This window comes from Paraburkholderia sp. IMGN_8 (assembly GCF_038050405.1).
In the GTDB taxonomy this organism is placed as follows: domain Bacteria; phylum Pseudomonadota; class Gammaproteobacteria; order Burkholderiales; family Burkholderiaceae; genus Paraburkholderia.
This window is the reverse complement of sequence record NZ_CP150900.1, coordinates 350,016-362,792: the sequence shown is the minus strand read 5'-3', so window position 1 is coordinate 362,792 and position 12,777 is coordinate 350,016. Positions and strand designations below refer to the sequence as shown.

Sequence of the window (12,777 nt, the reverse complement as noted above, 5' to 3'; positions counted from 1 at the left end):
CTCCGAAACATGGGCGGCGCCTCGTGACGCTGGTGCGGGATGCTTTGCTGCAATGCCTCACCGTTTCTAGACGGCGGCGGCCAGCGTTGCGTGCACGGCGGCGTCGGGCGCCTGGGTGATCAGCGTCTCACCAAAACGCTTCAGCAGAATGAATTTGATCGCGCCGGCCTCGGCCTTTTTGTCGACCCGCATCAGTTCGACGTAGCGCGACTCGCCGAGCGCGGGCGCGCGGGTTGGCAGATGCGCAGCGACGATCACGTCGACCAGACGCTTGCGCGCGGCTTCGTCGAGATAGCCCTCACGCACGGACAGGTCCGCCGCCATCACCATCCCGCAGCCGACCGCCTCGCCGTGCAGCCATTCGCCGTAGCCGAGCCCGGCCTCGATCGCGTGGCCGAAGGTGTGGCCAAAATTGAGGATCGCGCGCAAGCCGCCTTCGCGCTCGTCCTGCGCCACCACCGACGCCTTGATCTCGCACGAGCGCTTGACCGCCTCGGCCAGCGCCTCTGGCTCGCAGCGATTGAGCGCCTCGACGTTCGCTTCGATCCAGCTGAAAAAGCCGGCGTCGGCAATCGCGCCGGTCTTGATCACTTCGGCGATGCCCGCTGCCAGTTCGCGCGCCGGCAGCGTGCGTAGCGCGCCGATGTCGGCGATCACGGCTTGCGGCTGATAGAACGCGCCGATCATGTTCTTGCCAAGCGGATGATTGATGCCGGTCTTGCCGCCTACCGACGAATCGACCTGCGACAGCAAGGTGGTCGGCACCTGAATGAACGGCACGCCGCGCATGTAGCAGGCCGCGGCAAAACCCGTCATGTCGCCGATCACGCCGCCGCCCAGCGCGATCAGCGTGGTTTTACGGTCAGCCCGCGCGCCGAGCAGCGCGTCGAAAATCAGATTCAGCGTTTCCCAGTTCTTGCACGCTTCGCCGTCCGGCAAAACGACCGTCGACACCTGCTTGCCGAGCGGCGCCAGCGCGGCGCGCAGCTTGTCGCCGTACAGCGGCTCGACCGTGGTGTTGGTCACGATGGTGACCGAGCTGCCGGCGATATGCGGCGCGAACAACGCGGTCTGGCCGATCAGGTCGGCACCGATATGGATGGGGTAGGCGCGCTCGCCCAGTTCGACATTGACGGTAATCATACGGTCCATTATGACGCAGGATGTTTGGCGACGCCGGCCATCTCGAGCTGCATCAGAACCATGTTGACGAGTCCGTTGACCGAAGGCCGGCCGGTTTCGATCACAAAATGCGCGCATTCGCGGTACAGCGGGTCGCGCACTTCGTAGAGCGCTTCAAGACGTGCTTTCGGGTCTTCAGTCTGCAAAAGCGGGCGATTTTTGTCGCGCCGGGTGCGCAGCCACAGATCGTGCGGATTGGCACGCAGATAGATCACCACGCCGCGATTTCGCAGCGCTTCACGGTTTTCCGGCCGCAGAATCGCGCCGCCGCCTGTTGCGAGCACGATATTGTCGCGCCCGGTCAGATCGGAAATCACGTGCGCTTCGCGGTCGCGAAAGCCCGCTTCGCCTTCCAGTTCGAAGATCACGGGTATGCGCGCGCCCGTGCGCGCCTCGATTTCGTGATCGGAATCGAAGAACGGGCGATCCAGCCGGCGCGCAACGGCCCGGCCCACGGTGGTTTTGCCTGCCCCCATGAGCCCTACAAAAAATACATTGGCGTGTGCGTCCCGCGCTTGCAACGGTGTCCTCTGGCTAATCCGGTATGGTTCGTGCCGCAGCTTACTGGCAAAGCGGCTGCCTTGTCGAGCCTGCGCGCCGCCGCTCCCGAGCGGCAACAGCGTGCCCCTAATTTGTCCGAACGACGCGCGGCGTGATGAAAACCGCCAGTTCGCTGCGCTTGTCGCGATGCGCCCGATGACGAAAAAGCGCGCCTAAAACCGGTATTTTGCCCAGGAGCGGCACCCGCGTCACATCGTCCCGGTCGTCGGTCGCGTAGATGCCGCCGATCGACACCGTACCACCATCCTCGACCTCGACCCGCGTTTGCACGTGTTTGGTGTTGATCGCGGGGCCCGCATCGGTCTGCTCGCCGACGCTATCCTTGGCGACGTCGAGGTCCAGCACCACCCGGCCGTCCGGCATGATTTGCGGCTCGACCTCCAGTTTGAGCGTGGCGCGGCGAAACTGCACGCCGGACACGCCCTGCCCCACTTTTGCCTGGTACGGCAGCTCGGTGCCCTGCTCGACGACCGCTTTCATCCGGTCCGCCGTCACGACCCGCGGGCTCGACACGATTTCGCCGCGGCCCTCGGCTTCCAGCGCGCTCAGCTCGATATTCAGAAGCCGCGTAGCTTGCGCCGCGAACAGCGTCAGACCGGCAGTAGCGGCGTCGAACCCGGAAATCGGCCGCGCGGACAGATCGTAGACGGTGCCGTCCTTGCCGCCGGCGAGGCCTCGGGCAGCGCCGTCGGCGTTGGCCGCCGCCATTGACAGACGCACACCCAGATTGCGCGAAAAACCGTGCTCGCCCTCGACAATACGTGCCTCGATCAGCACCTGACGGGTCGGCCGGTCGACGGAGGCGAGCAGCGCGGCGATCTGCGCGAGACGGCCCTCGAGGTCGGTGACGAACAGCAGATTGGTGCGCGGATCGGCCGTCGCGGCACCGCGTTTGGACAGCACGCGCTGGTTGCCTGCGCCCGTCAGCAGGTGCCGCACGTCCTCGGCGCGCGCGTAGTGCAGCTGGAAGGTGCGGCTCGCGAGCGGCTCCAGATCGGCGGCCCGGGCGTGCGCTTCGAAGCGCTGCCGCTCGCGCGCGGCGAGATCCGCGAGCGGCGCGACCCAGATCACGTTGCCGTGGCGCTCCATCGCCAGACCGTTGACGTCGAGCAAGGTGTCGAACGCGGTGCGCCATGGCACTTTGTCGAGCCGCAGCGAGACGGCGCCGCGCACCCTTTCGCTCGCAACGATGTTCAGTCCGGTGAATTGGGCGAACGCGTTGAGCACGGCACCGAGTTCGGCGCGCTGGAAGTTCAGCGTGATGGGTTTATCGTCGACGGCGAGCTTGCCGTCGGCGAGGCTTTGCGGCGCGTTGCTCAGGCGCGCCAGCGGGGGCAGCGGCACCGGCGGACCTTCGAGTGCGGATGCGCCGGCGGCGCCAGCGGCTCCAGTGGCCTCGCCGCGAGTGGCAGCGGATTGTGGTCGCAACGGCACCGAGCCGTCTGTGCTGCTAAACGGGTCATCTGCGCGGTCGTTGCCGGCGGTTGCCGCCGCGCGCGCTGCTCCCGGCTCATCGGCGACATCGTTGCGAAACGGATTGGGCACTTCGGCGGCAATGCCGCGCGGCAGTTGCGGTACGTTGTACCGGACATCGAGCGGTGCGATGGCGTCGTCGAGCGGCATGCTCGCGGACAACGGCGGCAGTGGCGGTTGCAGCTGGGCCGACGCGTGCGCGACTCCGGCACCGGCCGCTGCGCTAACGACGACGCCGAAGCATAGACGAGCGCCCACACACCACACGGTGCGGCGAATGAGTTTCGCAAGCGTCATCAGGATGCGTCCGCGAGCGCCAGCGTACGCGCCACGCCGCCATTTGCCAGCGTGATGCTGAGCGCGTCGACCCGCGTGACGCGCTCAGCGCCGAACTGCTGCCCCGGCGCGACAGTCGCCGCGCCGTCCGGCGTTTCGAGTAAGGCGAGTCCGCGCGTGCGATCGTGCAGCAAGCCGGCCAGACGTAACTGCGAAGCGTCGGGCAGGTCCCCGCCTGCCAGCATTTGCGGCAGCGAGAACGGATCGTAGAACACGAGATCTTCGTCGGCATCGGTATCGAGGCTGTCGTCGGCAAATGCGCCCGCGGAGACACTTGAAACCGCCGGTCTCAGCGCGCTGAACACGCGCAGCGTCGCGCTCACGGCAAGCAAAGCGCCGTTCCGTTTGACGGTCACGTCCTCGGGGACGATCAGCACCGGCAAGTCCGACAGCCCGCGCAGAAACGACATCAAATGCACGAAATCGGTCTGCGCGGCGAGACGTATCGGCCGCATATGTTCGGCGCCCGAGCCGCTCGCGGCGCCTGGTTCCACCGCGAGCAACGCGACGCTATTTTGCGCGGCCAACTCGGACACGAGACGCACATCGTCCGCGGAGGTCCATGGCGTCGGTAAATGTGCGGCGTGCGCGCTCGCGGCTTCGCGACGCAGCGCGGGTAATTGCGTTAGCGCGCGCCGCGCATCGGCGAGATGCCGCGTGGCTGCATCGAATGCTGTCTGGCTCGCCCCGAGGCCACTGAGGTCGGCCATAACCCAGCCATGTGCACCCAGCCCGACCACCAGCGCGGCAATCAGCAAAGCGACTACCCAGCGACGCCGCCGGCTCCACGCATCGAGCGGCAAACGCACGCGCTTCATCCATTGGGACAGGGATAGCCGCGCGCCTGCCGCGCCGTCCATATCGACAAACGTTGTACTCATTTCGCACCTCTTGATTGTTCAGACTGCATCGGACGTTGCGCAGCGGCGACCGGCGCATGGGCCACCTTGTGCGGCGGATCGGTCCAACGCAAGCGCGCGCCGAATTCGATCGGGCCGGTTTCTCCGGCTGCAGCAACCGCACCGCTGCGTGGCACCGAGCGACGCAGGTCACTCACCTCCGCGCCCTTCACGCCGCGAATCGCGCTCAAGCGTTTGAGCCAGTCGGCCGACGCGATATGGCCACTCGAAGTCGCCAGCAACTCCGTCTCGTGCTCGCGCTGACGTAACTGCTGCAGAACGACGCCATCGCCCGGTTCGAAACTCAGCGCATCCAGCAGATCGCGCAGATGCGTGAGCGGTTCGGACAAGCTCGCTGCACGCGCAGCGCCTTTGCGCTGCTCGTCTTGCACGCGCAGCAACTTCGCGTGCTCGGCGAGCGGCACGATCAGTTGTGTGAGCGAGCGTTCGAGCGACGCACGCTGCGCATCGAGCCGCGTCCGCTCGAACGCTTGCCATCCGGCCAATGCAAGCACGGTGGCACAACCAGCGAGCGCTGCGCCGGTCCATTCGAGCAGACAGCGCCGCCGCGCAAGCCGCGCGTTACGTTGCCGGTAGGGCAGCAAATTGAAGCCGCCGAGCCAGGGGCGTGCGAGGCGCGTGCCACGCGATGAATCCGGCGCGCCTGAACCATCGGCATGCAAACGATCTCGCATCATTCGAGCACGCCGCGCAGCGCGAGGCCGAATGCGACCGCGCCGGACGGCTCGTGCAACAACGGATCAGTTAGCGACCGCGCGAGGCCGCCAAGCGCTGCGCACTCGAACGGCAACACCGTGCAGCCCAACACGTCGGCCATATCCGCAAGCGAAAAACCTACGCCGTCGAGCAAGTCGACCTCGCCACTCAACAATGCGCAGTCGAGTGCGGGACCATCGGCGAGATCGCGCAACGCGTCGGCGAGATCTGAGTGCTCCGGCGCCGGATAACGAATTTCGCCGACGATGCTGTCGTCGGCGATGCGCCACCCGTACACGCCATCCGCGCCGATCCAGATCGCGACATAGGGCTCGTGCGGATCGAGATCGTGGCTGGCGGCGTAACGCATTGCGCGCAACGCCGCATGCGGCTCGCCGTCGATTGCGGTGAGCGAGATGCCCGCGGTGGCCGCGCATTCGATGCGCGCTTCGAGATGCTGCCGTGCGGTCGCGGCGATCGTCACCGAGCGAATCGACGACGGCGCTTCGTCGAGAAACCAGTCGACAGCCAAGGCATGCCGCTCGAGCCCCGCGATGCGCTCCACTTCGCTCATCACCGCCGGTTCGAGCTCGGCCAGTTCGTGCCCGCAGTCTTCCGCGCAACCGCTGAGCGCAGCGAGCCGCGTGAGCGGTATCGTGGTGGTCAGGGTGGCCGAGGCGGGCAGCGCCATTGCACAGCGCAACGCGTGCGTCGAACAGACGCGCGGCAAGGCCGAGAAGGCGTCGCGCAACGCACGCGCCACTGCGTGCCGGTCGGCGATCTCCGTGCCGGCCATCGCGCCGGCCGCAAGCGGCACGCTCGTCAAGTATTCGATGCGCAGCGCGGCGCTTGCGCGCGAACGCTGACTCACCACGATAAGACGCACCGCCTGCGAACTGACATCGATCCCCGCCGCGAAGCGCTCTCCTAAGCGCTCCACTCCCAGTTGCATTCCCTGAAGCCACGAACTTTTGAACGTCATCACGCCCTCCCTCCAGACTCACTCACGCGACGAACCATTCGAACGCGAGTAGCGAGGAAGAATTGTGCGTAGCCGCGCCGCCGCGCGACACTCAGCCGAATGGCTAACATTGCATACCGCGCGCCCTGCATGACCTCAAAGCGACTACAGTGAAGTCATTCCTGCGCGGCGCGAAGACCTGTCAAAAACTGTCAGTAAGCATGCCGAAAGCTGAAAAGCAAGGCGGCTATAATCGCGGGACTGTTTTTTGGTGCCCATATGCAATCCACGTCTCCTACGTCCCCGCCGCCCGCGCCGCAGAAGCGCAAACGCCCGTTGTGGCTCAAGCTCATCCTTGGCTTTGTGGGTCTGATCGTCGCCGGCATTCTGTGCGCGCTGCTGGTGCTCGGCTATGCGCTGGTGGTGGCAACGCCGAACCTGCCGTCGCTCGATGCGCTCACCGACTACCGGCCCAAGGTGCCGCTGCGCATCTATACGGCCGACCATGTGCTGATCGGCGAATTCGGTGAAGAGCGGCGTGACATCGCCCATATCCAGGACGTGCCGGATAGCCTGAAGAAGGCTGTGCTCGCGATCGAAGACGCGCGCTTCTACGATCACGGCGGCGTCGACCTGACCGGCATCGCGCGGGCCGGCTTCGTCGCGCTGACCAACGGCCACGCCACTCAGGGCGCCAGCACGATCACGATGCAGGTGGCGCGCAACTTCTTTCTTTCGAGCGAGAAGACCTACACGCGCAAGATCTACGAGATGCTGCTCGCATACAAGATCGAGTCGAAGCTAACCAAGGATCAGATTCTCGAGGTGTACATGAATCAGATCTATCTCGGCCAGCGCGCATATGGATTCGCGAGCGCGGCGCGGGTGTACTTCGGCAAAGATCTGAAAAACCTGACTCTGGCAGAATCGGCGATGCTGGCCGGCCTGCCGAAGGCGCCGTCGGCCTATAACCCGGTCGTCAATCCGAAGCGCGCGAAGGTGAGGCAGGAGTACATCCTGCAGCGCATGTACGAACTGCATTACATCACCCAGGAGCAGTACGACGAGGCAAGCAAACAGCCGCTCGTCGTCAAGGGCGCGGGCAAGGAATTCAGCGTGCACGCGGAGTACGTCGCGGAAATGGTGCGGCAGATGATGTACGCGCAATATCGCGAAGAGGCCTACACACGCGGCCTGAACGTGGTGACGACGATCGACTCGGCCGACCAGGACGTCGCTTACCGTGCGCTGCGCAAAGGTCTGATGGACTATGAACGGCGCCACGGTTATCGCGGCCCGGAAGCGTTCATCGACTTGCCGTCCGACGCAGACGACCGCGAACAGGCGATCGACGACGCACTGCTCGAACATCCCGACAACGGTGAACTCATCGCCGCCGTGGTGACCGCGGCGAACCCGAAGCAGGTGCAGGCAACCTTCATCGACGGCAACGTCGCGACCATTCAGGGCGACGGTCTGCGCTTCGCCGCGTTCGCGCTCGGCACGCGCGCGCAGCCAAACCAACGCCTGCGGCCCGGCGCAATCATTCGCCTCGTCAAGGGCGACGACGGCAGCTGGTCGATCACGCAATTGCCGCAAGTGGAAGGCGCGTTCGTGTCAGTGATTCCGCAGGACGGCGCGATTCGCGCGCTGATCGGCGGCTTCGACTTCAACAAGAACAAGTTCAACCACGTCACTCAGGCGTGGCGTCAGCCGGGTTCGAGCTTCAAGCCGTTCATCTATTCGGCGTCGCTTGAAAAAGGACTCGGACCGGCCACGGTGATCAACGACGCGCCGCTCTTTTTCAGCGCCGCTGAAACCGGCGGTCAGGCGTGGGAGCCGAAAAACTACGGCGGCGGATTCGACGGTCCGATGACGATGCGCACCGCGTTGCAGAAGTCGCGGAACCTCGTGTCAATTCGCATCCTGAACCAGATCGGCACCAAATACGCGCAGCAGTACATCACGCGTTTCGGCTTCGATGCGGATCGTCACCCGGCCTACCTGCCGATGGCGCTCGGCGCGGGTCTCGTCACGCCGTTGCAGATGGCGGGCGCGTTCTCGGTGTTCGCCAACGGCGGTTATCGGATCAACCCGTACCTGATCGCCGAAGTCACCGATCAGCGCGGCATTGTGGTGGCGCATGCGCAACCGCTGGTCGCCGCCCAAAGCGCGCCGCATGCGATCGAGCCGCGTAATGCATACGTGATGAACAGCCTGCTGCAAAGCGTCGCGCAACGCGGCACGGGCGCGAAGTCCAATGTGCTGAAACGCACCGATCTCGCCGGCAAGACGGGTACGACCAACGATTCGCGCGACGCGTGGTTCGCCGGTTATCAGCACACGCTGACGGCCATCGCATGGATCGGCTACGACAATCCGCGCAGTCTGGGCGATAAGGAAACAGGCGGTGGCCTGGCATTGCCGGTGTGGATCGATTACATGGGGCGTGCGCTCAAGGGCGTGCCGGAATACAAGATGCCGATGCCGGACGACGTGACTGAGATCGGTTCGGAACTGTATTTCGACGACTTCACGCCTGGGCACGGCTTCATAGGGACAGTCGGCGTGAGCCAGGCTACGCTCGATGCGGCGGCCAGCGGTTCGGCGGCGGAGGCCGCACCCCAACAAGTCGGCGAGCAGGAAAAGCAGGACATCATGAATTTGTTCCGCGGGCACTAGCGCCTGTAGTGTCTGAACTGCGCAGAACATGAAGAAAAAGAAACCGCCGCGCTCGACGCGCGGCGGTTTCTTTTCAACTGCAGTATCGGTTGCGGACTTTACGCTGCAAATTTACGCTTCAAAGCGGATCGGCTCGCCGGCCTGCTGCGTCGCGTAGTCCGATAAGGCCGCGAAGAATTCCGTGCCGCTACGGGTGTCGCGCCACTCGCCGTCAATGAAACGGAAGTGAAAACCGCCCGCTTTCGCGGCAATCCAGATCTCGCTCATCGGCGGTTGCAGGTTGACGATGATCTTCGAACGGTTCTCGAATTCGAGGGTCAGGACATTGCCGCTGCGCTCGAATTCGATGTCGGCATCGGTGTCGTCGAGTGCGCGTTCGATGGCGGCTAGCGCGGCTTCCGCGCGGGTCAGGTATTCACTATCGGACATGCTAAACTCCATCGATTATTTATTCAGGGACAGTCATGCGAGTCGTATCTCGGATGCGCGCGGCGGCGCCCGGCCGCGCGATTGTAGCGGTTTTAGCCATTCTCGCAGGTTGCGCACTCAGCGGCTGCGGGCAACGCGGTTCGCTCTACCTGCCAACCGTGCCGCCGCTGCCGGCCAAGCCGATCGATCGCACACAACCGCCGTCGCCGGATGAAGTGAAACCCGGTGCGGAAACCGCCTCCGCAGCCGGCACCGTACCCGACACTTCGGGCACGCCGCTCTCGTTGGCGCCGGAAAGCGAACTCGCCGCGCCGCCGGTGTCTGCCGCATCCGCTGCTACGGCGGCCCCGCTGCCTGCCTCCGCCGTCACTCCCGTTCAATAAGACTTTCGCATGACTCGATCTGCATTTGACTACGTCGACGGCGTGTTGCACGCCGAAGGCGTGTCCGCCATCTCACTCGCCGAGCAGTTCGGCACGCCGCTGTACGTCTATTCGCGCGCCGCGCTCACCGAAGCGTGGAACGCGTACGCAGGTGCTTGCTCCGGCCGTCGCGCGAGCGTACACGTCGCCGTCAAGGCGAATAGCAATCTCGCGGTGCTGAATGTGTTCGCGCGCCTCGGCGCCGGCTTCGACATCGTCTCGGGCGGCGAACTGGCACGCGTGCTGGCCGCTGGCGGCAAGGCGGAAAACATCGTGTTTTCCGGCGTCGGCAAGAACGCCGACGAAATGCGCGACGCGCTCGCGGCCGGCGTCAAGTGCTTCAATGTCGAATCGATTCCGGAGTTGGATCGCCTGAATGCGGTTGCCGCGGAAATGGGCAAGAAGGCGCCGGTATCGCTGCGCGTGAATCCGGACGTCGATGCCAAAACGCATCCGTATATCTCCACCGGCCTGAAGTCGAACAAGTTCGGCGTCGCGTTCGAGGATGCGCGCGCCACCTATCGTGCCGCCGCGGCGATGACGCATCTCGACGTGGTCGGCATCGATTGCCATATCGGCTCGCAGATCACCGAGGTCGCACCGTATCTGGACGCGATCGATAAAGTTCTGGAACTGGTCGAGCAGATCGAGCAGGACGGCGTGAAAATTCGCCATATCGATGTAGGCGGCGGTCTCGGCATCACCTACGACGACGAAACGCCGCCGGAAATCGGCGACTTCGTGCGCACCATGCTCGATCGCATCGAAGCGCGTGGTCACAGCCACCGCGAGGTGTACTTCGAACCGGGCCGTTCGCTCGTCGGTAATGCCGGCGTGCTGCTCACCCGCGTCGAGTTTCTGAAGCCGGGCGCGGAAAAGAATTTCGCCATCGTCGACGCTGCAATGACCGATCTTGCCCGCCCTGCGATGTACGAGGCGTATCACGCAATCGACGCGGTCGTTAAGCACGAAGTGCCTGCACACGTGTACGACGTAGTCGGGCCGGTTTGCGAAAGCGGCGACTGGCTGGGTCGCGAGCGTCTGCTCGCGGTCGAACCGGGCGATCTGCTGGCGATTCGTTCGGCAGGCGCGTACGGCTTCGTGATGAGCTCGAACTACAACACGCGTCCGCGTGCGGCCGAGGTGATGGTCGATGGTACACAAGCGCATTTGGTTCGCGCTCGCGAAGAGGTGAAACAGCTATTTGCAGGCGAAACGATCTTGCCGGCGTAAACGTCAAAACTGACGTCGAAGCTGACGCATAAAAAAAGGCGATGCCACCGTGGCATCGCCTTTTTCTATTGCGCACTGTGCAGCGCGGTCAGCGCGTTTTCAAGCTCCGCTCACGCATCCATACGATCAAGCGCCATCCCAGCAGCGCAACCATGATCGCACCGTAAATCCTCGGCAACAGCAGGTCATGCTTGCCCGCCTTCATCCACCAGAAATGCAGAATCGCGAGCGCGCCGATCGCATAGATCGTGCGATGCAACGTCTGCCAGCGGCGTCCGAGTTTGCGCACCATCGCGCGCGGCGACGTGAGCGCCAACGCAATCAGCAACACGAACGCGGCAAAGCCGACCGTGATGAACGGCCGCTTGCCGATGTCCTTCAGAATCGCCGCAACGTCGAACCATTTGTCGAACCACAGGTAGGTCGTAAAGTGCAGCGTCGCGTAGAAAAACGCGTACAGGCCAAGCATGCGACGAAACCGCAGCAGCGCCGGCACGCCGCTCAACCGGCGCAACGGCGTCACGGCCAACGTGATGCACAGGAAGACGAGCGTCCAAAGGCCCGTCGAGCGCGTGATGAACTCGATTGGGTTCGCGCCGAGCCGATCGGTCACGCCGAACAGCACAATGCGCGCGAGCGGGTACAACGCCGCGATAAACACCGCGATCTTCGCCGGTACGATCCAGCGTGCGCCGGTTGTGGGCCGCTTTGCCGTCGTCGATGCGGATTGTGCTCGCGGCACTTTGCGTTCGGTTGGAGCAACAGGTTGCGTATCGGAAGCCATGTTCACGCCGCTCAAAAATTCTTCTTCAAGTCCATGCCCTGATACAGCGACGCGACCTGATCGCCATAGCCGTTGAACATTAACGTCTTGCGCTTGGGCGTGAAGAAACCGTCCTCGCCGATGCGCCGCTCGCTCGCCTGGCTCCAGCGCGGATGATCGACGTTCGGGTTCACGTTCGAATAGAAACCGTATTCGTTCGACGCGTACGTGTTCCAGCTGGTCGGCGGCTGCTTGTCGAGGAAGCGGATCTTGACCAGCGACTTCGCGCTCTTGAAGCCGTATTTCCACGGCACCACGACGCGGATCGGCGCACCGTTCTGATTCGGCAATATCTGGCCGTAGAGGCCCATCGTCAGCAACGTCAGCGGATTCATCGCCTCATCCATCCGCAACCCTTCGGAGTACGGCCAATCGAGCACCGGCGTCGACAGGCCCGGCATCTGCGAAGGATCGGCCAGCGTGATGAACTGGACGTATTTGGCATTGCCGGTCGGCTGAACCCGCTTGATCAGTTCGGAAAGCGGCACGCCGATCCACGGAATCACCATCGACCAACCTTCGACGCAACGCAGGCGGTACACGCGCTCCTCGAGCGGCGCGAGCTTGAGCAATTCGTCGATGTCGTACACCTTCGGATTCTTCACCTCGCCTTCGACGCTCACCTTCCACGGATGCGGTCGCAGCGTGCCGGCGTTCTGTCCCGGATCAGCTTTATCGGTACCGAACTCGTAGTAGTTGTTGTAGGTGGTGATGTCCTTGAACGGCGTGATCTTGTCGAGCGCGACAAATTTCGCGTTGGTCTTCGCCGCCAGCTTTTGCGCCTTCGGATCCGGCGAGGCATACGCCGCCCGCGCCTCGCCATTCACACCGATCAGACCGCCGAGCGCCACCGCGCCCGCAGCCTGCAACACGCGCCGCCGGTTTTCAAAAACCCGCTGCGGCGTGATTTCGCTGCGCGCAATGTCATCGCCGGTGAGTTGAATTCTGTCGCTTCGCTTGATCCACATCGTGCTGCTCCTTGCCGGCCCATCGGTTAGGTCATTTTACGGGGCCAGATTGATGATCGGCTTGTCCAGCCATGCATACGTACTGCTCTAA

The 12,777-nt window shown here is 64.0% G+C and carries 12 protein-coding genes; 3 read left to right on the top strand and 9 right to left on the bottom strand.

Features of this window, described 5'->3' with window-relative positions; genetic code table 11:
* Positions 1-66: 66 nt before the first annotated feature.
* From aroB to pilM, 6 genes are all read right to left on the bottom strand, one after another.
* Complete coding sequence (aroB, locus tag WN982_RS01805) at positions 67-1,152, bottom strand: 3-dehydroquinate synthase (protein WP_341314116.1); 1,086 nt, start codon at positions 1,150-1,152, stop codon at positions 67-69.
* Positions 1,152-1,703: a shikimate kinase gene (locus WN982_RS01800; protein ID WP_341314115.1), complete on the bottom strand. Its 552-nt coding sequence runs from the start codon at positions 1,701-1,703 to the stop codon at positions 1,152-1,154. Before WN982_RS01800 ends, aroB begins: the two co-directional genes overlap by 1 nt.
* Before the next feature lie 106 nt (positions 1,704-1,809).
* Complete coding sequence (pilQ, locus tag WN982_RS01795; protein ID WP_341314114.1) at positions 1,810-3,513, bottom strand: type IV pilus secretin PilQ; 1,704 nt, start codon at positions 3,511-3,513, stop codon at positions 1,810-1,812.
* Positions 3,513-4,433 carry a hypothetical protein gene (locus tag WN982_RS01790; RefSeq protein ID WP_341314113.1) on the bottom strand — a complete coding sequence of 307 codons (921 nt, stop codon included), beginning with the start codon at positions 4,431-4,433 and terminating at the stop codon, positions 3,513-3,515. The genes pilQ and WN982_RS01790 overlap by 1 nt, the downstream gene beginning before the upstream one ends.
* On the bottom strand, positions 4,430-5,146 hold the full coding sequence (locus WN982_RS01785; RefSeq protein ID WP_341315690.1) for a fimbrial assembly protein: 717 nt from the start codon (positions 5,144-5,146) through the stop codon (positions 4,430-4,432). Before WN982_RS01785 ends, WN982_RS01790 begins: the two co-directional genes overlap by 4 nt.
* Entirely contained in the window at positions 5,146-6,150 is a 1,005-nt protein-coding gene (pilM, locus tag WN982_RS01780) for a pilus assembly protein PilM (protein ID WP_341314112.1), read from the bottom strand. The genes WN982_RS01785 and pilM overlap by 1 nt, the downstream gene beginning before the upstream one ends.
* Positions 6,151-6,408: 258 nt before the next feature.
* Between pilM and WN982_RS01775 the strand changes: the two genes are divergently transcribed.
* On the top strand, positions 6,409-8,811 hold the full coding sequence (locus WN982_RS01775) for a penicillin-binding protein 1A (protein WP_341314111.1): 2,403 nt from the start codon (positions 6,409-6,411) through the stop codon (positions 8,809-8,811).
* Positions 8,812-8,922: 111 nt separating this feature from the next.
* On the opposite strand, the gene cyaY is transcribed toward WN982_RS01775, so the two are convergent.
* Positions 8,923-9,240 (bottom strand): iron donor protein CyaY, encoded by a 318-nt coding sequence (gene cyaY, locus WN982_RS01770; protein ID WP_341314110.1) that lies wholly within the window; start codon positions 9,238-9,240, stop codon positions 8,923-8,925.
* Between the two features lie 35 nt (positions 9,241-9,275).
* Here cyaY and WN982_RS01765 point away from each other — a divergent pair, with 35 nt between their 5' ends.
* Positions 9,276-9,623 (top strand): lipoprotein, encoded by a 348-nt coding sequence (locus tag WN982_RS01765; protein ID WP_341314109.1) that lies wholly within the window; start codon positions 9,276-9,278, stop codon positions 9,621-9,623.
* 9 nt (positions 9,624-9,632) lie between these two features.
* Positions 9,633-10,895, top strand: a complete 1,263-nt coding sequence (lysA, locus tag WN982_RS01760; protein WP_341314108.1) for a diaminopimelate decarboxylase — start codon at positions 9,633-9,635, stop codon at positions 10,893-10,895.
* Between the two features lie 88 nt (positions 10,896-10,983).
* Here the strand turns inward: lysA and msrQ are convergent, their stop codons facing one another.
* Both msrQ and msrP read right to left on the bottom strand, forming a co-directional pair.
* Positions 10,984-11,679: a protein-methionine-sulfoxide reductase heme-binding subunit MsrQ gene (msrQ, locus tag WN982_RS01755; RefSeq protein WP_341314107.1), complete on the bottom strand. Its 696-nt coding sequence runs from the start codon at positions 11,677-11,679 to the stop codon at positions 10,984-10,986.
* Positions 11,680-11,690: 11 nt separating this feature from the next.
* Complete coding sequence (gene msrP, locus WN982_RS01750) at positions 11,691-12,686, bottom strand: protein-methionine-sulfoxide reductase catalytic subunit MsrP (protein ID WP_341314106.1); 996 nt, start codon at positions 12,684-12,686, stop codon at positions 11,691-11,693.
* Between the last annotated feature and the right edge of the window lie 91 nt (positions 12,687-12,777).